The sequence below is a fragment of the Halopelagius inordinatus genome (assembly GCF_900113245.1).
Taxonomy (GTDB): domain Archaea; phylum Halobacteriota; class Halobacteria; order Halobacteriales; family Haloferacaceae; genus Halopelagius; species Halopelagius inordinatus.
Genome location: NZ_FOOQ01000004.1, coordinates 1 through 21,777 on the forward strand (window position 1 = coordinate 1; position 21,777 = coordinate 21,777).

The window sequence follows — 21,777 nt, forward strand, 5'->3', positions numbered from 1 at the left end:
CTCATCGAGGACGCCGCGGAGACGGAGAACCTCGCACGTTCTGTGGACTCGACGGACGGCGTCTACTTCGTCCCGGCGTTCACCGGCCTCGGCGCGCCTCACTGGGACCAACGCGCCCGCGGCACCATCGTCGGCATGACGCGCGGCACGCGGCGCGAGCATATCGTCCGCGCCGCACTGGAGTCCATCGCGTTCCAAACGCGCGACGTGGCCGAGGCGATGGAGTCCGATTCGGGCATCGAACTCACCGACCTCCGCGTCGACGGCGGTGCGGTGAAGAACAACTTCCTCTGTCAGCTTCAGTCGAACATCGTCGGCACCGACATCGTCCGTCCCGTCGTCGACGAGACGACGGCGCTCGGGTCCGCGTACGCCGCGGGCCTCGCAGTCGGCTACTGGGAGACGGCGGACGAACTCCGCGACAACTGGCAGATAGACAGAGAGTTCGAACCCGAGAGTCCGGGCGACGTCGAACAGCGCTACGGTCGCTGGACGGATGCCGTCGAGCGGTCTCTCGACTGGGCGCGCGACGGGGGTGAGTGAGCATGGCACTCGCCGAACTCTGGGCCATCGACATGCTCATCGCCGCCTTCGCGGGCGGAGCGTTCGGGGCCGCACTCGGCGCGCTTCCGGCGTTCGTCTTCACCGGCTTCATGGTCATCGCGGGCGAAGCGGCCGCAATCGCGAACGCCGACGCCGGGTCCATCACGGGATCGGTCGCGTTCGGCGCGCCGTTCTCGCCCGCCATCAGTTTCGCCGGCGGCGCCGCCGCCGCCGCGTACGCCGCGAAACGCGGCTACATGCAGTCTGGCTTCGACTATCACAACGCAAAGGACATCACCTTCGCACTCGGGACGAAACCCGACGTGCTCGCGGTCGGGGGGGCGTTCGGCATCCTCGGCTACTGGCTGACGGTGCTTTCGGCCACGTTCGCCCTGCCGTACGACTCGATCGCGATGGGCGTCGTGCTCTCTGCGCTCCTCCACCGAGTCGCCTTCGGCTATCCGATAATCGGGACGGTCCACGGCGACGGCATCCTCGACATGACGCCGTTCGAACGCGAAGAGATGCGTCCCGCCGGAGGAGGGACGGTCACGGAGGGAGGTCAGACGCCCACCGACGGCGGCGCGGTGAACCGTCTGGCGGTCGAACCGTGGCTTCCCCAGCAGTACGAGTGGGGGAACGTCGCGGTTATCAGCCTCGTCGCCGGTCTCATGGGCGGATACATCGCGATGGCGACGGGCAGCGCGTTCCTCGCGTTCGGTATCAGCGCGGCGTCGCTGCTGTTCTTGAACCTCGGCGTCGAACGGTTCCCCGTCACCCACCACATGACCATCACGGGGAGTGCCGCGGCCCTCGGGGTCAGCGGTGGCGGCGAGGGGTCGCTTCTCGTCGCCCTCTTGGCCGCGGGCGCGATAGGGACGATATCGGGACTGTTCGGCGAACTGTTCCAGCGCGTCTTCTACGCGCACGGGGACACCCACTGGGACCCGCCCGCGGCGGCTATCGTCTTCGGGTCGTTCCTCGTGTTCGTCCTGTACGCCGTCGGCATCTTCCCGAGTGCGTCGTACGTCCCGACGCTCGGACTCTGAGGACGGCCTCTTCTCTCTATTTTGTGCGTATCGGTAGTCGTTTAGTCGTCCACTCGGAACGTCCTTTATGGAACGAACTGTCACCATCGTCCCTGAAGCAGGCCTGCACGCCCGTCCGGCCTCGAAGTTCGTCGAGACGGCAAACGAGTTCGACGCGGACGTGACGGTCGGCCCCCCGGACGGGGACCGAGTCGACGCCCGGAGCATGCTCGCGGTGACGGGACTCGGCGCGGGACACGGCGACGACGTCGTCCTCACCGCCGAGGGCGACGACGCGGAAGACGCACTCGACGCTCTCGAAGCGGTCCTCACGACGCCCGAAGACGGCGAGTGAGAGCCGGAATCTCGGAGCCGACCCGTCTCAGTCCACCTTGTGGTAGTCGCGGGCGTCTTCCGCAGAGGAGATAACCGAGTCGAGCGTCGCCTTCGTGCTCGTCGATTCGACGGCGGCGTTGAGCGTGCCCTCCAAGACGGGCGCGTCGGCTATCTGCGCGTCCACGTCGGTCATCTCGAACGCGAGTTCCGCGTTCATGACGGCGCTTCCCAAATCGACGAGGACGACGACGCCGTCGCCGTCGTCGGCCGACTCTATGGCCTCCCGAATCGCGTTCGGGTCGGTTCCGATGCCGCCGTCCACGTCGCCGCCCGCGACTTCGATTCGTGCCTTGCCGCCGCCCATCTGGCCGGCGATGTCGCGGATACCCTCGGCGGCCTTCGAACTGTGCGAGACGACGACGAGTCCGATCATGGCTCCTCCTCGGGAGTCTCGTCGGGCACCGTCTCCGCGACCGCTTGCGCGTCGGCGTCGCCGTCGAGGTACTCCTCTGCGGTCTTCAGAATCTCCTCCATGATGATGAGCGTGCTCGTCGCGCCCGGGTCCCTGTGGCCGACGGACCGCCACCCGAGAAACGAGGCGCGGCCCTTCATCGCCTTGATGGGGACGGTGAACTCGACGCCGCGTTCGGCGGCGTCTACGGCCTTCGCGAACGCCGTCAACGGCGAGAGGTCGTCGTGTTCGATGGACTTCTTGTAGGTGTGGACCGCGGGCGTGAGTGCGTCCACCATCGTCTTCGCGCCGACGGGCGCGTCGCCTCGGTCTTTCACCTTCTCTAAGTACGCCTCCGCGAACGCCACGGACGTCTCCGCCGTAATTCCGTCTTCGAGTTCCTGACTCGCGGTCATGAGCGACCCGCCGTAGAGCGGTCCCGCCGCGCCGCCGACGTTTCCGATGATGGTCGTTCCCACCGTCTTGACGATGTCGCCGGGCGACATCTCCTCGAACTCGTCGGTCTTCTCTGCGACGGCCTGGAACCCGCGGTTCATGTTGTTACCGTGGTCGGCGTCGCCGATGGCGGAGTCCAGTTCCGTCAGGTAGGATTTCTCGTCCTCGATTCGCGCCGCGACGTTTTCGACGGCCGCGACGAGCGCCTCGCGTTGAACGGATTCGTCAGCCATAGGTTCGAGGACGAACGCCGGCGGCTTGAAACTACGCCGTCCGTCGATGTGCCGCCGAGTCGGGTCGGCTCAGCGTTTCAGCGCGGGCGTGTCCACGTCGGCTTCGAGGAGGCCCTTCAGTTCGTCGTCGAGGCGGAGGACGGTGATCGAACAGCCCTCCATGTCGAGGGAGGTCATGTAGTCGCCGACCCACGTGTCCCACACGTCGAGTCCGCGGTCCGAAACCACGTCCTGTACTTTCTTGTTGACGATGAACAGTTCCGAGAGGGGCGTTCCGCCCATGCCGTTGACCATGACGACGACTTCCTCTCCGTCTTCGACCGCCAAGTCGTCGAGGACGTTCGTCGTGAGGTGTTCCGCCACCTCGTCTGCGCTCATGTGGTCTGTCCGTTCGGTGCCGGGTTCGCCGTGGATGCCGATGCCGAGTTCTATCTCGTCGTCGCCCAGGTCGAACGTCTCCTCGCCCTTCTCGGGGGTGATACACGAGGTCAGAGCCATCCCCATCGTCCGCACGTTGTCGATGGCCTTCTCTGCGACGTCTCTGACCTCTTCGAGGCTACCGCCTTCCGCCGCCTTCGCGCCCGCGATTTTGTGGACGAAGATGGTGCCCGCGACGCCGCGACGGCCGGAGGTGTACAGGGAGTCTTCGACCGCCACGTCGTCGTTGACGACCACCTGCGCGACGTCTACGTCCTCCATCTCTGCCATCTCCGCGGCCGTGTCGAAGTTCATCACGTCGCCCTCGTAGTTTTTCACCACGCAGAGGACGCCCTCGCCCGCGTCGGCGGCCCGCACCATCTCGTCGAGTTCGTTCGCCGTCGGCGAGGTGAACACCTCGCCCGCCGCCGCGCCGTCCAACATCCCGTCGCCGATGAATCCGGCGTGCGTCGGTTCGTGACCGCTCCCGCCCCCGGAGACGACGGCGACTTTCCCCTCTACCGGACCGTCGGCGCGAACCAACACCTTCGTCCCGTCGAGACGCCGGACTCTGTCGGGGTACGCCGCCACCATACCGTCCAACATCTCGTCGACGTAGTCGGACGGGTCGTTGATGAGTTTCTTCATAGTGCATGATTATGAATGCTAGAAGACGACAAAAATGTTCGTGAGGTAACGTGAACAGCGCGTCGCGGAAATCGGGGGCGACTCCGCCTCGAACGGCGGCGCTTACCGAGCGGTCGGTTCGGTTTCGAGTCGGTCGATGCCGATGGTGACGGCGACGCCCTCGACGGTCCACTCTTCGACGAGGTCCATCTGGTCGTCCTCGGCGACGTACTCCGCGGTCCGCGTCTCCTCGGCGACGTACTCGCGGTGACGGTCCACGAGTTCGGCGATTCTGTCGTCGGCCACGTCGATGCTCGTCCGAATCTCCTCTTCGACGTCTAAGTCGAGTTGCTTTCGCATCTCTTGGACGCGGCGGATGACGTCTCGGGCGTACCCCTCGGCTTCGATGTCCTCGGTGAGGGCGGTATCGACGTACACCGCCCCGTTTTCGAACTCGGCTTCCGAGACGTCTTCCGGGGGTTCCGCGACGTACTCGACCATCTCGTCTGTGAGGTCGTACGTCTCGCCGTCGACGTCGACGCCGGATTCGACCTCCGCGCGACGCAGGCCGCGGACGGCTTCCATCACCTTCTGGGCGTCCGCGCCGAACTCGGGGCCGATGACGCCCATCTGCGGTTCGGCGTGTTCGACCAGTTCGTCGAACGCCTCGACCACCTGCAGGTCGCGGGCGTTCACCCGTTCCGTCAGGAGGTCAGAGAGGGCTTCGACCGCCTCTCTGACCCCGTCGTCCTCGGTGGCGACGACGACGCGCGAGACGGGCCACCGGAGTTTCCGACCGCCCTGTTGGCGGGCGTTCGCTGCCGCCTCCTCGACGTCCCGGAGGACGGCCATGTGGCGTTCGAGTTCCTCGTCGCGCCACTCCTCGTCGACCGTCGGGTAGTCGAGAGCGTGAACCGTCGTCTCTCGACCGTCGAGTATCTGGTACATGCGCTCTGCGAGGTACGGAGTGAACGGAGCGACGAGACGCACCGTCTCCTGCAACACGGTCGAGAGCGTCGCGTACGCGCCGCGCTTCGAGTCCGAGTCCTCTTCCTCCCACATCCGTTCGCGGATGGCCTTCACGTAGAAGCGCGAGACGTCCTGCGTGACGAACTCCAAGACGGCGTTGAGAGCGTCGTGGACCTCGTAGTCGTCCCACGCCGCTTCGACGTCCGCTTTCACGGTCTGAAGGCGCGACAGCACCCACTCGTCGACGACCGAGAGGTCACCCGCAGACAGGTCGGCGTCCGCGGGGTCGTAGTCGTCTAACTCCATGTAGGGAAGCGGGAAGCGGAAGACGTTCCAGAAGATGTTGAGAGACGACTGCGTGTCGCCGAGGCCGTCCCACTCGAACGAGAGGTCGGTCCCCTGTTGGTCGTGGCTGAGGAGGTACGCGCGGAGGGGGTCTCTCCCCGCCCGGTCGATGGCCTCCTCGGGCGTGACGATGTTGCCGAGGGACTTCGACATCTTCCGGCCGTTCTCGTCGTTGGCGAACCCGTGCATGAGAACCTCGTTGTAGGGGCTCTCTCCCGTCGCCGCGGTGGACATGCCGAGTTGCGACCAGAACCACCCGCGGGTCTGGTCGTGCGCCTCGACGATGAGGTCCGCGGGCCACAACTCCTCGTAGGCCTCCTCTCGACTCGGGTAGTCGAGCGTTCCCCACGTCGCGACGGAGGAGTCTATCCACACGTCGAACACGTCCGGGACGCGTTCGTACGTCGTGCCGTCCTCGGTGATGGTTATCGGGTCCACCGACGGGCGGTGCAAGTCGAGTTCCTCGGGGTTTACGTCTTGGTCGGCGCGTTCCGCGAGTTCCTCGCGCGTGCCCACGACGACGAACTCGCCGTCGTCGGCCTGCCAGATGGGAAGCGGGATGCCCCAGTATCGCTGCCGGGAGATGTTCCAGTCGGGCGCGTCGGAGACGAAGTCGCGAAAGCGGTTGTCGCGCGCCCACTGCGGGTGCCATTCGGACTCCTCGATGTTGTCGAGGAGTTCCTCTTTGATGTCGGTGACCGTGATGAACCACTGGTCGGTGGCGAGGAAGATGATGTCCGTGTCGCACCGCCAACAGTGCCCGTAGCGGTGTTGGTGTTCGCCCGAGTGGAGCAGATATCCCTCGGACCGCAAGTCCTCGATTATCTCCGGGTTCGCGTCGCGGACGAACGTACCGGCGTACTCGCCGGCCTCCTCGGTGAACTCGCCGCGTTGGTCGACCGGGACGAACACGTCGAGTCCGAGTTCCTGCCCGCGGGCGAAGTCCTCCTGCCCGTGGCCGGGCGCGGAGTGGACGAGCCCCGTCCGGTCGGCTTCGACGTACTCCGCGGTGTACACCTCGCCCGCGCCCTCGAAGTCGGCGTAGGCGTCGAGTTTCGCGGCCAGCGGGTGGTCGTACTCCCAGCCCACCATCTCGTCGCCGGAAACCTCCTCTAGGACCTCGTAGTCGTCGTACCGGCCCTTCTTCAGCACGTCTTCGACGCACGGTTCCGCGAGGTAGAGCACCTCGCTTTCGCCGTCTTTCTCGGCACGGACCGCTTGGTACGTCATCTCGCCGTCGACGGCGACGAACGTGTTCGCGGGGACGGTCCACGGCGTCGTCGTCCAGATGACGAGGCTCCCCTCTCTGTCGGCGAGGGGGAATTTCACGTAGATGGAGGGCGACTCTATCTGGTCGTACTCGACCTCGTTCGCGGCGATTGCGGTCTGACACCGCGGGCAGTAGTTGACCGAGCGTTTGCCCTGCTCGACGAGTCCGCGGTCGTTCACCTGTTGGAACGCCCACCACGCCGCCTCCATGTACTCGGGCGAGAGCGTCTGGTAGGGGTCGTCCCAGTCCATCCACACGCCGATGGACTGGAAGTCGTCGTCCATCGCCTCGCGGTTGCGGACGGCGAACTCCTTACAGCGGTCGATGAACGGTTCCATCCCGTACTCCTCTATGTCCCGTTTGGTCTCGAAGCCGAGTTCCTCCTCGACTTTGACCTCGATGGGGAGGCCGTGCATGTCGTATCCGGGACGGTCGGTGACCCGGTGGCCCGTCATGCGCTTGTGGCGGATGATGGCGTCTTTCAGCGTCTTGTTCCACGCCGTCCCGAGGTGCATCTGCCCCGACGTGTACGGCGGCCCGTCGACGAAGAAGAAGGCCGGGTCGTCGGCGTGGGCCTCCTTCGTCGCCTCGTAGGCGTCGTTCTCGTCCCAGTACTCCCCGACGGTGGACTCTACGTCCTCGGGCGTGTACTGGTCTTCGACTTCGTCCATACAGGAGGTCAACCGGCGGACGTATATCAAATCCGTGGAACCGCGCCTCAGTCCGACGACCACGCCTCCGCGACGGCGGACCCGCCGCGTCGGTTCCCCTCTTCGTCGTAGAGTTCGACGTCGGCCGTAGACGGCGCGCGGTCGGATTCGTAGTACGCGACGACGATGGCGACGAGTTCCTCCGCCGCCCGTTCGTCCTCGTCGAGACGCGACTCGTCGTACCGGGACATCTCCATCGGAAGCGTCGCCCGGTCCCATCCCGTCCACTTCGCGTCCGCGGTACTCCGCGGAAGCGCGACGAACGCCTCCTCTGCGGACATCTTCACCTCGCAGAGGAGCGTGAATCCGTTCTCGTAGTTCTCGTTCAGTATCTCGTTCTCGAAGGAGTGCTCCTCACGCGGATACGCGTCGGTGAACAGGTCGGCGTCCCGCGGCGGTGCTTCGGGAAACAGGACGGCGCGGGCGTACTCATCCGTCTCGGCGGACAGACCACCGACGACCCACCGTTCGTCCGCCGGGCGGAGCGTCGCACTACCGTGTCGGGCGAGAATCCGTCCATCGAGTTCTCTACGCGCGTCCGCGAGACATCCCGACAGGGCGACGGTGCTCGCTGCGACGGCCGAGAGGAGGGCTCTGCGGCGCATTGTCGGTACTGCCGTTCGCGGGACCTTAACTCTCTAGTGGACAGAAGGGAATCGACGGAGAGACGCCACCGTCCGGCCGCGCTCGGACCCAGAACTCGCGCGGAGAGATGGTGTCAACGATACATTATATGCGGCGTTTTATATCTGAACTAACACATACGTACCGCCGGGTGGGTGAGATGGTCTATCAAGACGAGCTCCAAGAGATCGAGTTCATCGCTCGCTCGGAGAATCGGGTACAGATCCTCGAAGAGTTGCGGAAAGCCGGGACGCTGAGTAAGGAGGAGCTTCGGGGCACGAGCGAGGTTGCGCGGACGACTCTCGTTCGAAACGCCGATGCGCTCGTCGAACGCGGGTGGATAGAGAACAGCAACAACCAGTACTCTATCACCCCGTGTGGCGAACTACTGGTCGAGGAGTTGACCGGCCTGTTGGAGACCGTCCGCGAGGCAAAGCGGCTACAGCCGTTTTTCCAGTGGATGCCTCCCGCCGCGTTCGGACTGAGCGTCGAGGTGCTTTTGGACGCCGACGTGACGGTTTCGACGTCCGAAAACCCGTACGCGCCGGTCAACAGACACGTCGAGACCCTCGCGTCGGCCGAACGGGCGCGGTGTCTCCTCCCGGCGGTCGATCCACAGGGGATGCGGACCGTCGAACGCCGCTTTGCGGCCCGAGACGGAGGAGGGGACCACGAACTCATCGTCACCGAGAACGTCGCCGAAACGCTTCGGACGGACCCCGCTTTGGACGAGACGATAGACGCACTGTTGTCGACCGACGGCATCGCCGTCCGCGTCTCCCCGAGAGACGTGCCGTACTACGCGGGTATTCTCGACGGAGTCGTACAGATCGGCGCCTCGGACGGGAAGGGAGTCCCGCAGGCCCTCTTGGAGACCGACGCCGACGAGGCCCGAGAGTGGGTGAGGGCTCTCTACCGCGACTACCGGGCCCAATCGACGGCGTTCGACAGGTAGCCGAACGCCCTCCCGTCGCTCTCTCCGTGCGGGCCTCCGATTCACGTTAATAGGTACCGATGTGCACGGTATGCACAGCGGGCACGAGGTAGCGTCATATGCGATGGCGAAGAAGTGAAATCGAGGTGAAATAATGTCAGATGGCCTCGCAGGTTCGGGCGACAGAGTCGAACGGGGGAGAGAGGAGTCGGGCGGCGTACTCGGGCGGATACCGAGGCGAACCGTACTGAAATCCGCGGTCCTCGGGGTCGGACTGCACGGGTTCTCCGCTCGGGCGGCGGCGCAGTCCGATTCGACGGCGGGGTTCGTGGACGTGTTGAGTGCGGACCCGAGTAACTACCCCTCGATTCTCGTCAACGTGAGCGTCGACACGGACGCGGGGCGGAACGGGAACCTCTCGCGGGAGGACTTCCAGATAACGGAGGCGGGCGTCGAGAAAGCGATCCAGAGCTTCAGATTCACCAGCGCGAGCGCCGACATCGTCTTTCTGTTCGACGACACGGGGAGCATGGACGGAGAGATAGCGGACATGCAAGCGGGAGTCAAAGGCCTCACAGACGAGATAGAGGCGGCGGGTATCGACGCGAGATACTCTCTCGTGACGTTCAAAGACTCGGTCGAGACCGACCTCGAGTTCACCGACGACGCCAGCGCGTTGAAGTCGCGAACCGACAGACTCACCGCGAGTGCGGGCGGCGACGGACCGGAGGACAACTTCGACGCGATAGTCCGAGCGCTCGGTCTCGACTTCAGGCCCGAGGCTCAGAAAATCGTCGTGGACATCACCGACAGCGTCTCTCACTACCGCGGCGACGGAAGCGGCGTCTCCGATTACACCATCGACGAAGTCCAGACGATGGTGGAGGAAAGCGGCGTCGCGTACGTCGCCGTCGCCCCCGCGACGACCGCACCCGAATCGAGCAAACGGGCGCTCGCGGAGCGAACGGGCGGACTCTGGATGGAGATCCGAAGCGCCGACTTCAGCCGGATTCTCGAACGCATCGAGCGACTCGTCGTGACCACGTACGTGGTCGAGTACCTCACGGACACGGCTCCGAACGAGAGCAACGACCTCACGGTGACCGTCACCGACCCCGACAGAGGGACCGGGAGCGACGAAACCACCGTGGACGTTCCCTCGGGGAAAGTGGACCGGGACGCACTCGTGAGGAGTACCGGCGACACCCGAGCGTTCTACGAGATGGCCGTCACCGGAGAGATGAGACTCGGAGAGAACTCGGACCCAAAAGACGCCGAGTTCCCCGATTCAGTCGAGGGGTCGACCGCGATAGGGTCGGTCGCGGGGGGCGGAACGGACGGGCTCCGGTTCTCGGGGGAGGTCACCAACGTCCGCGTGGGCGGACCGGCGGAGTTCGAGATAGACGGCGAGTCCGTGGGCGGCGACACAGTCGAGTCGATGAACACGATTGCGATTTCGAGCACCGAGGACCGACGAGCGTACTACGACGTTCGCGCCAGCGACCGCATCTATCCCGGCGAGCGCGCGGACGTAGAGAAGATGGAGTCCCCCGAACCGTTCCCCGGCAGCGAGGTTACGGGGTCGGTCGCCGAACGCGGTACCGACGAGTTCTACTTCACCGGTCGAATCGACCACTTCTCTCTCGACGGACCGGCGGACGTGTCGGTGAACGGCGAACGGGTCGACCCCTCCGAGGTGACCTCCGACGACGAGTCGGACTCCAACGGCGGCGACGACTCCGGCGGCGGGGAACTCGACGACGAACTGAGAATCGTCAGCACCGCCGACGAACGCGCGTTCTACGAGATTACCGTCGACGGTGAAATCGAACCGGGAGACAGAGCAAATCTCACCGGAGCCGACTATCCGGACTCCGTCGAGGGACGCACGGCGTCCGGTTCCGTGGCGAAGGGAGGGATAGACAGCTTCCGGTTCTCGGGGGAGATACTCGACGTTCGACTGGACGGTCCGGCGGACGTCCTCGTCAACGGAGACCGGTACACCTCCGGTGGTGCCTGACCGATGTACTCTCGCCGAGCGTATCTGCGCCTCGTCGGTACCGGGGTCGGAGCGACGATGGCCGCGGCCGGGGGAGCGTCGGCCGAAGTCGAGCGACTGCCGCCCGAGGCGGCAGAATCCGGTTCGTGGGGCGAACGAGAGCCGTTGCCGGTGCTCCAGAGCGACGCCGGTGGCGGCGTACTCGACGGAGAGCTCTACTACTTCGGAGGGTTCGAGACCGGAACGGGACTCGACGCGGTGCGGCGAACGCTCGTCTTCGACCCGGAGGCGGACGACGGTGACGGTTGGAGAGAGGTCGAACCGATGCCGAGAGCGCTCTGGGCACCCTGCGGAGTCGCGTCGGAGAGGAAACTGTTTAGCTTCGGCGGCGCGCCGTCGAACGGCCCCTACGGCGGCGAGAACCCGCCGTCGGACGTCGTCTTTCGGTACACGCCCGACGACGGGTGGACGAACCTCACCGAGGCGGCGGGCGTGCGCTGTCCGTATCCGAACTGGGGGATGAAGGGCGCGTACAACCCGGACGACGGACTCGTGTACTGCGTCGGCGGCGGAACGAACGTCACCGACCGAGAGAGCGCCTCGAACCACGGCGCCGATAGCCGCACGCCCGGCACCTTCGACGAGAGCCGAATCTGGGCGTTCGACCCGAAGCGCGAGACGGTCGCTGACCCGGACTTAGCGCGGATGCCCGAAGCCAAACGGTGGCCGGCGGTCGCACTCGTCGCGAGCGGTGGAAGGCAGTTCCTCCACGCCATCGCCGGGAGACGCGGCGGGGCCGGACCGACGGCGTCCAACTACCGGTACGATTTCGACCGACACGAGTGGTCCGAGATGACGCCCGCGCCGCGAGGCGGAAACTACGGGACGACGGACAACCCGGTCGTCGACAACGACGTCTACCTCTCGCACGGCATCTTCTGGTCGCCCGGCGACGACCTCTCTACGGACATCTACGGGACGGTCTGTCACCAGTACGACCCCGAGGAGGACGCGTTCCGTCGGCTGTCGTCGCCGCGATACCCTCGCACCGGGCCCGTAGACGCCGTCATCGACGGGACGCTCTACGTCGTCGGCGGACACGTGAAACGCTACGACGAGGACGGCCTCCACGAGTGCGTCGAACACAACGAGACGTTCTCCGTGTAGGTCGGCGTCGTCCGTCGAAACGTCTTCGCCCGAGGCGGAGTGGCCCGCGATTCCGTCCGCGCTTCGAACCGGGAAATCGCTCTCAGAACTCCGGCAAGTCGTCCGGCGCGTCGTACTCGGACTCCCACGTGATGTAGTCGTCTTTCAGCACCTCGCAGACGAGTTGGCCGAACTCGGTGAGTCCGGCGTTGATGCTCGAAACCTCCTTCCACGACGCCAAGTCGGGATGGACCTCCCGCACCTTCCAGTCCTCGGGGATACCCGGCGCGTGGTAGCCGACTCTGTCGGCGAAGTCGTCCCAGAAGAAGTCGAACTGCGAGACGAGGTCGAGTTCCGTGACGATGCGCCACTCGTCTTCGGTCATCGACGTCTCCTCGGCCCACATCTCGAACGCCTCCTCCCACGCTCCCTCACGGAGGAGAGTCGAGAGTTGGCCCCGTCGGTAGTCGTCGTCTGCCGAGACGGTCGTGTCGTCGTACTCGTTTGGGTCCACCGCGGACTTCAACGTCGGCGGCGAGGGCGTCTCCACGTCGAGGGTCATGGGCGGACGTTCGTCGTCGCGAGGCATAAGCCCCGTCACCCGCCAGCGCTTTTTCCCGCCACCGGACAAAAGGTGGTAACATGGACCACGACGGGAGCGCAGAGCGGACGGGGTACGAGGGCGGACTACCGAGACGGGCGGTGCTCGCCGGGGCGGCGACGCTTCTCGCGGGATGTTCGGCGTCGCAGTCCGAGGGCGAGACGGTCGGTTCGGACGGGAACGACGACGCCGGACGGACCGAGGCGGGGACGGGCGCGACGGCGTTCGCGTCCGACCCGCCGGCACGGGTTCGACAGCGCGGAGGCCAGTACGTCTCCGTCTACGAGGCGGTCATCCCCTCCGTGGCGTTCATCCGCGTCTCGACGGCGCGCGGCGACGCGCAGGGTTCTGGGTGGGTGTACGACGGCGACTACGTCGTCACGAACGCCCACGTCGTCTCCGGAGGAGACGACATCACGGTGGAGTTCCGCGAGGGCGACTGGTCGCGCGCGGAGGTGGTCGGGAGCGACACCCGAACCGACCTCGCGGTTCTCTCAGTCGAACGCGTCCCCTCCTACGCGGAACCGTTGTCGCTCGTCGACGAGGAACCGCCGGTCGGAACCAAGGTGATGGCTCTCGGCGCGCCGTTCTCGCTTTCGGGGTCCGCCTCCGCGGGCATCGTCAGCGGCCTCGACCGGTCGATACGAACTCGGACCGGATTTCTCGTCGCCGACGGAATCCAGACGGACGCCGCGGTGAACCCCGGCAACTCCGGCGGGCCGTTGGTGGACCTCGACGGGCGCGTCGTCGGCGTCATCAACTCCGGCGGCGGCGACAACGTGGCGTTCGCCGTCTCCGCCGCCGTCGTAGACGACGTCGTGCCGTCTCTCGTCGAGGACGGGCGTCACCGAGCGGCCTACATCGGAATCCGCGCGCAGTCCGTGACCCCCGCCGTCGCCTCCGTCTACGGGTTCGAGGAGGCGAGCGGGGTTCTCGTCGCGGACGTCGTCTCCGGGAGTCCGGCCGACGGCGTCCTCCGCGGCGCGACGGGCACTCGAAGCAGTCTCGGCGATACGGTGCCGACCGGTGCGGACGTGATTCGCGCCGTCGAAGACACGCCCATCGAGACGGAGGACGACCTGTCGTCGTACCTCGCGGCCGAGGCGCAACCGAACGAGACGGCGACGTTCGAGGTGTGGCGCGACGGCGAACTCGTCGAACTGGAGTTGACGTTCGGCACCGCGCCGGACCGGTGACGGGCGTCGAGGACGCCCCCTCCGGAACTCCGACGGGCAGTACGCTCATCCCCTCCGCGCGACAAGGCGCATCCATGACAGACCTGATGGACACCTACATCGAGAACCGCCAACTCGTCCAACCGAACCACACGAACAACTACGACATGGCTCACGGGGGCAACGTCATGAAGTGGATGGACATCGTCGGCGCGCTTTCGGCGATGCGCTTTGCGGGCGAGACGTGCGTCACCGCCCGGATGAACCAAGTCGACTTCGTCCAGCCGATTCCCCGCGGCGACACGGCGCTGATCCAGTCGTACGTCTACGACGCCGGGCGGACGAGCGTCAAAGTCCGACTGAAAACGTTCCGCGAGGACCCACAGACCGGAGAGAGAGAACCGACGACGGAGTCGTACTTCGTCTACGTCGCCATAGACGACGTGCGGGAACCGACGCCCGTCCCCGACCTGACCGTGGACACGGAGGAGGGAGAACGCCTCCGCGACGAGGCACTCGCGGGCGAAACGGGCCGAACCGCGTCCGAGACGAACTGACCGGTTACAGCTCGAACTCGTCGTCGCCCGCCGACTCGCCGAGGTCGAACTTCTCGGGCGGTTGCCCCGCGTCGTCTATCACCTCGTCGGAGACGAGGATGGGACAGTCCACCCGAACCGCGAGTGCCACGGCGTCGCTGGGTCGAGCGTCGAAGACGAACTTCCGCGGTTCGCCGTCCTCGTAGCGTTCGGCGTCTATCTTCGCGTAGAACGTCCCGTCGGCCAAGTCGTCGATTCGGATGGTGTCGATCGCGCCGCCGAACTCGGTTATCATCTCCACGAGCAGGTCGTGAGTCAGCGGTCGCTCGAACGGTTCGCCCGACAGCGACAGTTGGATGGCCTGCGCTTGGTCGGTGGTGATGATGATGGGGAGATACTCCTCTCGCACCCGCAAAATGACCGCCGGGACGTTCCCTCCCTCGGAGTCCATTCCGACGCCGATTCCTTTCACCTCGGCCCGGTGATTCATACCGTAACGTTCGTCGCCCGGGTATGAATACCTACCCCAGCGGTCGAACGTAGCGAGCCGAAAATCGCCGCCGTTACTCGGTTCTGAGGTACCGGATGCCGTACAGAACGAGCAGAACGGTCAGGCCGCCGAGGAAAAAGAGCAGTCCCGGCGGCAGACCGGACGCCGCGGCGGAAGATGCCGCTCGCGCCGCCTCGGTCCCGGCGTCTCCGGCGGACGTCGCGACGGTTCCGCCCGCGTTCGTTCCCGCGGTGGCGACCCACTGAACGAGGAGACTCGCCGCGCCGACGAGTCCGACGGCCGCGAGCAACCGCCGAAGCGACGCGACGAGTCCGGTCGTCTCCGCCGAGTCCGTGGCGACGACGACGAGCGGTTTGTCCGACGGGGCGTACACCTTCATCTCTCTGCCTTTCTCGGAGTAAACGGTGTCTACCACGGCGACCGCGCCAGCGTCCTCTAGCCGTCCGAGATGGTACTGGACGTTCTGGAGGGAGGTGCCCACCTCGTCTGCGAGGGCGGCGGCGTTGGCGGGGTCCTCGTGAAGCGTCGCGAGTATGCGACGCGCCGTCGCCGAGGAGAGCACCGACAGTATCTCGTCGGCGTCCTCGTCGTCTAAACCGATGACGCGGGGACTCGCGTCGTCGTCGGCGTCCGACGCGTCACGCAACAGGGGGGCCATGACAGCGCCTACGACGTACTGGGATACAAACTTGTTGTCACCGGAGTCGTCACGTCTCTTCGGCGTCGGAACCCTCGTCGCCCGCCACCACGACCACCCGCAGGTCGTTGACGTTCGTCCCCGTCGGGCCGGTTCGAACCAGCGCGTTCCGCGCTCGGAGGTACGGGAGCGCGTCGTTGTCGGCGAGTGCCGCCGCCGCCTCGTCTCCGGATTCGACCGTCCGGTCGTCCACCACCGCCCCCGCCACGTCGGTGCCGCCGTCCTCGCCGTCGCTATCGACGGCGGCGACCACCGCCGCGGTTTCGAGTTCGCGGGCCGCCGAGAGGCAGAACTCCAGGTTCGGGCCGCCCTCGCCGTCGCCGCGAACGGTGACGGTGCACTCCCCGCCCGAGAGGACGACTGCGGGCGGCGAGACGGGGTCGCCCGTGGCCGCGATCTCCTCTGCGATGGCGTCGTGGGTCTTGGCCGCCTCTCGCGCCTCGCCGCGGACGCGAGACGAGAGGACGAACGCGTCGTACCCTCGCTCTCGGGCGGTCTCTCTCGCGGCCGAGAGCGCCGTGTGGCCGTCCGCGAGGACGTGGTTCCGCACGCTTTCGAAGACCGGGTCGCCCCGAGTCGGCGTCTCCGGGAGGTCACCCTCGGCCCCGCGTTCGAGTCTGTCGCGGACCGAGTCGGGCACCGAGAGGTCGTAGCGGTCCAGAACCGACAGCGCGTCGCCGTACGTCGTCTCGTCTGGGGCCGTCGGCCCGGAGGCGATGACGCCCAAATCGTTCCCGACAACGTCGCTGAACACCAGTCCCACCACCGTCGCGGGGGCGGCGCGGCGGGCGAGTCCCCCGCCTTTGAGCGTCGAGAGATGTTTGCGAACGGCGTTGAGTTCGGAGATATCCGCGCCCGACCGGAGGAGTTCGTCGGTGGTCGCCCGCAGGTCCGACAGCGAGACGCCCTCGGCTGGCGTCGGTATCACCGCGCTTGCACCGCCGGTGACGACGGCGAGAACGAGTGTGTCCTCGTCGGCGTCGTCGAGGAGTTCCACGAGTCTCCGTGCGCTCTCGACGCCGCGTTCGGAGGGGACGGGGTGGTCGCCCGGCAGTCGCTCGATTCGGCCGCCCTCGCCGGGCGTGGGCGTGACGACGGCACCGGCGTCGATTCGGTCGCCGAGGACCGCTTCGAGGGCGTCCGCGACGCCGTCTGCGGCCTTTCCGCCCCCGACGACGACGACGCGTTCGAACTCGGAGAGGTCGTAGGACTCCTCGCCTATCGCGAGGGTGTCGCCGCGGAGCGACACCGAATCGCGGACGACTCGGTCCGGAAGCACCGCGTCGATTGCGTCTCCGAGGCAGGCCGCGGCCGTCCGGTGCGCCGACGTGGGCGTGTCGGCGTCCAGCGTGACGTTGCGCATACGTGCGACACGCTCCGACAAGGGTAAAAAGCGTGCCCCGAAATCGGTGTGCAATGAGTCAGGAAGCGGCCGGAGAGGGTCGCGTCCGGGTCGTGGGAACCGCCCACGTCTCCGCCGACAGCATCCGCGAGGTCGAAGACGCAATCGAAGAGGACCGTCCCGACGTCGTCGCCGTCGAACTCGACGAGGGGCGCTACCGGTCGATGAAGGGCGGGACGCCCGACGACATCGAACCCGGCGACCTGCTCCGCGGGAACACGGTGTTTCAGTTCATCGCCTACTGGATGCTCTCGTACGTCCAAGCGCAGTTGGGCGAACGGTTCGACGTCGAACCCGGCGCGGACATGCTCGCCGCCGTCGAGACGGCCGAGAAACTCGGCATCGACGTGGCTCTCGTGGACCGCGACATCCAAGAGACGATGCAGCGGTTCTGGTCGCGGATGAGTCTGCTAGAGAAACTGCGGATGGTCGGCGGCCTCGCCTTCGGACTCGGCGACGCCCGGGGCGTCGGCGTCGTCCTCGGCGTGTTCTTGGGCTTTCTCATCGGACCGCTGGTGGCCGTCTTCGGCGGCAGTCTCGGCGTCGGACTCCCGATTTTGGCCCGCATCACCGGCGGCGTCGTCGTCGCCGTCGCCGCGGGTGCCGTCGTCTGGACGCTCGGCGCGGCGGCGTTAGACGCCGAGGAACGCGCAATCGCCGCAGTCGGCGTCGGCGTCGCGGCCGGTGCCATCGCCGGATTCGGACTCGGAGTCGCCGATTCGGTCGTGGCGTCGTTCAGCCCGTTTCTCGTCCGCATCGTCGGGAGCATGGCCATCGGACTCCTGACCGGCGTGGTTCTCGGAGCCACCGTCGGCGTCGTCGCCAACGCGTTCGGCGGCGGTACCGACGGCGGCGCCGAGGAGATTGACATGTCGAAGATGACCGACACGGACGTGGTCAGCGCGATGATGGAGGAGTTCCGCGAGTTCTCTCCCGGCGGCGCGGAGGCCCTCATCGACGAACGGGACGCGTACATCGCACACCAACTCGTCGGCCTCCGGCAGTCGGGCGCGAACGTCGTCGCCGTCGTCGGCGCGGGTCACAGAGAGGGTATCGAACGGTATCTCGAACACCCCGAACAACTCCCGCCGATGTCGTCGCTCACGGGGACCACGTCGGGACGCTTTCCGTGGGGCAAGATAGTCGGGTCGGCCATCTCGCTTTTCGTCGTGCTGTCGTTCGTCCTGTTGGCGCTCTCTACGGTGGGCAACGACGCGCTCATCGAACTGTTCGCGGCGTGGTTCCTCATCAACGGCGTCTTCGCCGCCGGACTCGCGAAGGCCGCCGGGGCGCGGTGGCTCTCTGCGCTCGTCGGCGGCGGCGTCGCGTGGATGACCTCCATCAACCCCTTGCTGGCACCGGGGTGGTTCACGGGCTACATGGAACTTCGCCGCACGCCGGTGAACGTCACCGACATCGGTCGGCTGAACGACCTGATGGCCGACGAGGAGAGACCGCTCGGCGAGTTGGTCCCGGAGATGTTCGACGTTCCGCTGTTTCGCCTCATCATGGTCGTCGCGGCGACGAACGTCGGAAGCATCGTCGCCTCGGCGCTTTTCGTCGCGTACGTCCTCCCGCTTTTCGCGCTCGACTTAGGCGGCGCGGAGGGCGTCACGCGGCTGATGTTGGAGGGAGCGCGCAACGGGTGGAACATCGTCTGGGGCGCACTGGCGGGCGGCGCGTAACCCACAAGGCCCAACTCCCCACCCTCCTAACGTCCGACGAGATACCACACTCATGAGTACGAACTCGACACTCAGATTCAGCTCTCGCGAACTCCGCGACCTGCTTTTCGCGTGGGTGGCGCTCGGTCTGGCGTTCGCCATCTTCTTCGCCGGGGGCGGCCAACGCGCCGTCGCGACCGTACTGAGCGGTGGCGTCGTCGGTCCGCTTCTCGTCAGTCTCCTCACCGCCGGGGTGGGCTTTCTCCTCCACGAACTCGCGCACAAAGTCGTCGCCGTTCGGTTCGGACAGGTGGCGGAGTTCCGCGCCGACTACGGCATGCTGTTTTTGGCGATAATGAGCGCGCTCGTCGGATTCATCTTCGCTGCGCCCGGTGCCGTGTACCACCGCGGCAGACTCACGGAGCGTCAACACGGCCTCATCGCCCTCGCGGGACCGGTGACGAACCTCCTTTTGGCCGCCGTCTTCCTCCCTCTCGTCGTCGGCGGCGTCGTCGTGGGGTCCGAGTTTCTCACCTTCCTCGGGAGCCGCGGACTCCTCATCAATCTCTTTCTTGCGGCGTTCAACATGCTCCCGTTCGGCTCTCTCGACGGGAAGACGGTGTTCGGCTGGAGCAAGACCGTGTTTCTGGCCGTGTTCGCCCTCTCGGTCGTTCTGACCGCCGGGGCGTTCGTCTCGGGACTCGGCTTCTGACCCGGTCGTAGCCGTCGACTCTTCGTGGAAGTGAACGGAGAGACGAGGAGGGCAGAGAAAGACCGAAAGCCGAGAGAGATTGGAGGGAGAGTCGCGGATTCGGTGGGAGGGCCGACGTCAGCGAACTCCTCACTCGCGGCCGTGGTCGTGGCCGACGACGAGTGCGAAGACGTTCGCGGCGACGAACGCGGTGAAGACCAACTGCTCACCCTCGCCGAGTCCGCCCAAGAGGAGAGGGAGGTAGGCGAAGGGTAGCAGAACTGCCGCCCAAAAGGTGACTGCCTCCATGGACCGGAGACCCATCTTGGCGGCGGTACTGGCGACGCCGATGCTTCGGCGAAGGGGCGTTTCGTTGTGTTGGGAAGAGACGCTTGACATAGTTGGGAACCGTCATCCTATCCAACGGGTCGGGGCTACATATAGGGGCACGAGCGTTGGCCTGAATTTCTGACTATTCACGGAAAACGGACGTTTCACCGACCGTTCATCGACCGCTGAGAAGTCGTTAGAAGTTTCACGGAGCTTTCTAACGTATCAGAGCGCTTCAAACCGCCGGCGTATTCTGGAGGTGAAATATCCACCAGTTAGCGGCGACCGAAGCCGACGTAGGCGAGGCCAAACCGGAGACGGACCGAGCATCTTTTGCTCTGCCACCGCGCGGGTTCGCACATGACTGGTACCGGCGCGGGTGAAGACCCCGTCGAAGACGAGGAGACGGACGAACTGACCTACGCCGACGCGGGCGTGGACATCGACGCGAGCGAGGCGGCGACGGCCGCACTCGTCTCGGCCGTCGGCGAGAGCGAGGGCGACTACGCCGGACTGCTCGACATCGGCGACCGGTATCTCGCTCTCGCGACGGACGGCGTCGGAACGAAACTCGTCGTCGCGGAGGCTCTCTCCGACTACTCGACCGTCGGTATCGACTGCATCGCGATGAACGTGAACGACCTGGTCGCGGCGGGCGTCCGGCCCGTCGCGTTCGTCGACTACCTCGCCGTGGACGAACCCGACGAGACGTTCGCACAGCAGGTCGGCGAGGGCCTCTCCGCCGGTGCCGAGGAGGCCGAGATGGAACTCGTCGGCGGCGAGACGGCGGTGATGCCGGAGGTCATCAAGGGACTTGACCTCGCGGGCACCTGCGCCGGACTCGCGCGCAAAGACGCCATCTTCCCGGGAGAGGCGAAAGCGGGCGACGCACTCGTCGGGTTCCGCTCGTCGGGCATCCACTCGAACGGTCTCACCCTCGCGCGGAAGGCGGCGACGAGAGACCACGAGTACACCGACGACTGCCCGTTCGAGGGGTACGAGACGGTCGGCGAGGCGCTCTTGGAACCGACGCGAATCTACACCCACCTGTTGGACCCGATGCGGGAACACGGCGTCCACGCCGCGGCGCACGTCACGGGCGGCGGATGGACGAACCTCTCGCGGATGGGCGATTTCCGGTACGTCGTAGAGGACGCGTTCGACCCCCACCCGGTGTTCGAGTTCGTCCGATCGGAGGGCAACGTCTCCGAGGAGGAGATGTACCGCACGTTCAACATGGGAACGGGGTTCGTCGCGGCACTCCCGCCCGAGGACGCCGAAGCACTCGCCGCCGAGACGGAGGGCCGAGTCATCGGACGCATAGAGGACGGGGAGGGCGTCTCCGTCCGCGGTCTGGAACTGTAGCGGAGGGCCGACGTCGAGGAGTCCGACTAACTCAGACGTGCGCGTCGCCCGCGCGGTAGCGCGACGTTCGCCGGTCACGCGCGGCGGCGAGAGAAAGCGAACCGACCCGCGGCGGTGCGACCCCGCAGTGGACCGTTACAGATGGGCAGCCACGTCCGCTTCGGTGACGATACCGACCGTCTGGCCGCCCTCGACGACGAGGATGGCGGCGTTGTGGTCGAGGTAGGCGTCTATCTCTTCGAGCGTCGCCGTCGGTTCGACCGTGGTATAGGACTCGCGCATCACCTCCGCGACGGGCAGTTCGCCGACGTTCTCCTCCTGGACGTGTCGGATGTCGCTGTTCGAGATGATGCCGACCGGCGACCCGTCGCGGATGACCGGCAGTTGGGAGAACCCCTCGTCGAGCATCCTGTCTCGGGCGTGGCGGACGGAGTCGTCCGGCGAGATGCTCACGACGGACTCGTTCATCAGGTCGCGGGCGCGGACGACGCTTCCCTCCGCTTCGTCGAGGGCGTTGACGATTCGGCGGAGCGTCGACAGTCGCGGGTCGACGTCACCGCCCTCGATGCGGGCGATGAGCGGTTGCGACACGCCCGCCATCTCGGCGAGACTGCTCTGGGTCAAGTCGAGCGCCTTCCGGCGTTCGCGTAAGTCCTGCGGGGTCGGAAGTTCCATATCTCCTGATTACCGGAGGTTATACGAAAAGGTTTCGGGGAC

Annotated in this window: 22 protein-coding genes; 11 read left to right on the forward strand and 11 right to left on the reverse strand. The window is 66.2% G+C overall.

Annotated features, from left to right (window positions below; translation table 11 throughout):
* From BM167_RS13485 to ptsH1, 3 genes are all read left to right on the forward strand, one after another.
* Nucleotides 1–543 (forward strand): FGGY-family carbohydrate kinase (locus BM167_RS13485; RefSeq protein ID WP_245781368.1); only part of this gene is annotated, 543 nt, incomplete at its 5' end.
* A gap of 2 nt (nt 544–545) precedes the next feature.
* Complete coding sequence (locus BM167_RS13490; protein ID WP_092893253.1) at nt 546–1,592, forward strand: DUF7973 family transport facilitator; 1,047 nt, start codon at nt 546–548, stop codon at nt 1,590–1,592.
* Nucleotides 1,593–1,659: 67 nt separating this feature from the next.
* Nucleotides 1,660–1,926, forward strand: a complete 267-nt coding sequence (ptsH1, locus tag BM167_RS13495) for a phosphocarrier protein HPr (protein ID WP_092893254.1) — start codon at nt 1,660–1,662, stop codon at nt 1,924–1,926.
* 27 nt (nt 1,927–1,953) lie between these two features.
* Here ptsH1 and dhaM read toward each other — a convergent pair whose 3' ends face one another.
* From dhaM to BM167_RS13520, 5 genes are all read right to left on the reverse strand, one after another.
* Nucleotides 1,954–2,340, reverse strand: coding sequence for a dihydroxyacetone kinase phosphoryl donor subunit DhaM (dhaM, locus tag BM167_RS13500; protein WP_092893255.1), 387 nt, complete (start codon nt 2,338–2,340; stop codon nt 1,954–1,956).
* Nucleotides 2,337–3,047: a dihydroxyacetone kinase subunit DhaL gene (gene dhaL, locus BM167_RS13505; RefSeq protein ID WP_092893256.1), complete on the reverse strand. Its 711-nt coding sequence runs from the start codon at nt 3,045–3,047 to the stop codon at nt 2,337–2,339. Before dhaL ends, dhaM begins: the two co-directional genes overlap by 4 nt.
* A 69-nt stretch (nt 3,048–3,116) precedes the next feature.
* Entirely contained in the window at nt 3,117–4,112 is a 996-nt protein-coding gene (gene dhaK / locus BM167_RS13510; protein ID WP_092893257.1) for a dihydroxyacetone kinase subunit DhaK, read from the reverse strand.
* 102 nt (nt 4,113–4,214) lie between these two features.
* Nucleotides 4,215–7,346, reverse strand: coding sequence for an isoleucine--tRNA ligase (ileS, locus tag BM167_RS13515; RefSeq protein ID WP_092893258.1), 3,132 nt, complete (start codon nt 7,344–7,346; stop codon nt 4,215–4,217).
* Nucleotides 7,347–7,393: 47 nt separating this feature from the next.
* Nucleotides 7,394–7,990 carry a hypothetical protein gene (locus BM167_RS13520; RefSeq protein WP_092893259.1) on the reverse strand — a complete coding sequence of 199 codons (597 nt, stop codon included), beginning with the start codon at nt 7,988–7,990 and terminating at the stop codon, nt 7,394–7,396.
* 179 nt (nt 7,991–8,169) lie between these two features.
* Between BM167_RS13520 and BM167_RS13525 the strand changes: the two genes are divergently transcribed.
* From BM167_RS13525 to BM167_RS13535, 3 genes are all read left to right on the forward strand, one after another.
* On the forward strand, nt 8,170–8,964 hold the full coding sequence (locus tag BM167_RS13525; RefSeq protein ID WP_143095515.1) for a helix-turn-helix transcriptional regulator: 795 nt from the start codon (nt 8,170–8,172) through the stop codon (nt 8,962–8,964).
* Nucleotides 8,965–9,097: 133 nt separating this feature from the next.
* The gene (locus tag BM167_RS13530) at nt 9,098–10,963 is read left to right on the forward strand and encodes a VWA domain-containing protein (protein WP_092893261.1); all 1,866 of its coding nucleotides are present in this window, start codon (nt 9,098–9,100) and stop codon (nt 10,961–10,963) included.
* Between the two features lie 3 nt (nt 10,964–10,966).
* Entirely contained in the window at nt 10,967–12,109 is a 1,143-nt protein-coding gene (locus BM167_RS13535) for a Kelch repeat-containing protein (RefSeq protein ID WP_092893262.1), read from the forward strand.
* Nucleotides 12,110–12,191: 82 nt separating this feature from the next.
* On the opposite strand, the gene BM167_RS13540 is transcribed toward BM167_RS13535, so the two are convergent.
* The gene (locus BM167_RS13540) at nt 12,192–12,650 is read right to left on the reverse strand and encodes a DUF7992 family protein (RefSeq protein WP_092893409.1); all 459 of its coding nucleotides are present in this window, start codon (nt 12,648–12,650) and stop codon (nt 12,192–12,194) included.
* Nucleotides 12,651–12,730: 80 nt separating this feature from the next.
* On the opposite strand from BM167_RS13540, the gene BM167_RS13545 reads away from it, so the two are divergent.
* The gene (locus BM167_RS13545) at nt 12,731–13,885 is read left to right on the forward strand and encodes a S1C family serine protease (protein WP_092893263.1); all 1,155 of its coding nucleotides are present in this window, start codon (nt 12,731–12,733) and stop codon (nt 13,883–13,885) included.
* A 74-nt stretch (nt 13,886–13,959) separates the two neighbouring features.
* Nucleotides 13,960–14,421, forward strand: coding sequence for an acyl-CoA thioesterase (locus tag BM167_RS13550; RefSeq protein ID WP_092893410.1), 462 nt, complete (start codon nt 13,960–13,962; stop codon nt 14,419–14,421).
* Between the two features lie 4 nt (nt 14,422–14,425).
* Here the strand turns inward: BM167_RS13550 and BM167_RS13555 are convergent, their stop codons facing one another.
* The 3 genes from BM167_RS13555 to BM167_RS13565 all read right to left on the reverse strand — a co-directional run bounded on the left by BM167_RS13555 (nt 14,426) and on the right by BM167_RS13565 (nt 16,971).
* The gene (locus BM167_RS13555; protein WP_092893264.1) at nt 14,426–14,890 is read right to left on the reverse strand and encodes a bifunctional nuclease family protein; all 465 of its coding nucleotides are present in this window, start codon (nt 14,888–14,890) and stop codon (nt 14,426–14,428) included.
* 73 nt (nt 14,891–14,963) lie between these two features.
* Nucleotides 14,964–15,569 (reverse strand): ArsR/SmtB family transcription factor, encoded by a 606-nt coding sequence (locus BM167_RS13560; RefSeq protein ID WP_092893265.1) that lies wholly within the window; start codon nt 15,567–15,569, stop codon nt 14,964–14,966.
* Nucleotides 15,570–15,618: 49 nt separating this feature from the next.
* The gene (locus BM167_RS13565; RefSeq protein WP_092893266.1) at nt 15,619–16,971 is read right to left on the reverse strand and encodes a glycerate kinase type-2 family protein; all 1,353 of its coding nucleotides are present in this window, start codon (nt 16,969–16,971) and stop codon (nt 15,619–15,621) included.
* Nucleotides 16,972–17,024: 53 nt separating this feature from the next.
* Between BM167_RS13565 and BM167_RS13570 the strand changes: the two genes are divergently transcribed.
* Both BM167_RS13570 and BM167_RS13575 read left to right on the forward strand, forming a co-directional pair.
* A complete protein-coding gene (locus BM167_RS13570) occupies nt 17,025–18,695 on the forward strand; it encodes a TraB/GumN family protein (RefSeq protein ID WP_092893267.1) in 1,671 nt (556 codons plus the stop codon).
* A 52-nt stretch (nt 18,696–18,747) separates the two neighbouring features.
* Nucleotides 18,748–19,386 carry a zinc metalloprotease gene (locus tag BM167_RS13575; RefSeq protein ID WP_092893268.1) on the forward strand — a complete coding sequence of 213 codons (639 nt, stop codon included), beginning with the start codon at nt 18,748–18,750 and terminating at the stop codon, nt 19,384–19,386.
* Nucleotides 19,387–19,515: 129 nt separating this feature from the next.
* Here BM167_RS13575 and BM167_RS13580 read toward each other — a convergent pair whose 3' ends face one another.
* On the reverse strand, nt 19,516–19,764 hold the full coding sequence (locus BM167_RS13580; protein WP_092893269.1) for a DUF8028 family protein: 249 nt from the start codon (nt 19,762–19,764) through the stop codon (nt 19,516–19,518).
* 291 nt (nt 19,765–20,055) lie between these two features.
* Between BM167_RS13580 and purM the strand changes: the two genes are divergently transcribed.
* Nucleotides 20,056–21,060: a phosphoribosylformylglycinamidine cyclo-ligase gene (gene purM, locus BM167_RS13585; protein WP_092893270.1), complete on the forward strand. Its 1,005-nt coding sequence runs from the start codon at nt 20,056–20,058 to the stop codon at nt 21,058–21,060.
* Between the two features lie 135 nt (nt 21,061–21,195).
* Here the strand turns inward: purM and BM167_RS13590 are convergent, their stop codons facing one another.
* Nucleotides 21,196–21,735: a CBS domain-containing protein gene (locus tag BM167_RS13590; protein WP_092893271.1), complete on the reverse strand. Its 540-nt coding sequence runs from the start codon at nt 21,733–21,735 to the stop codon at nt 21,196–21,198.
* Nucleotides 21,736–21,777: the final 42 nt, after the last annotated feature.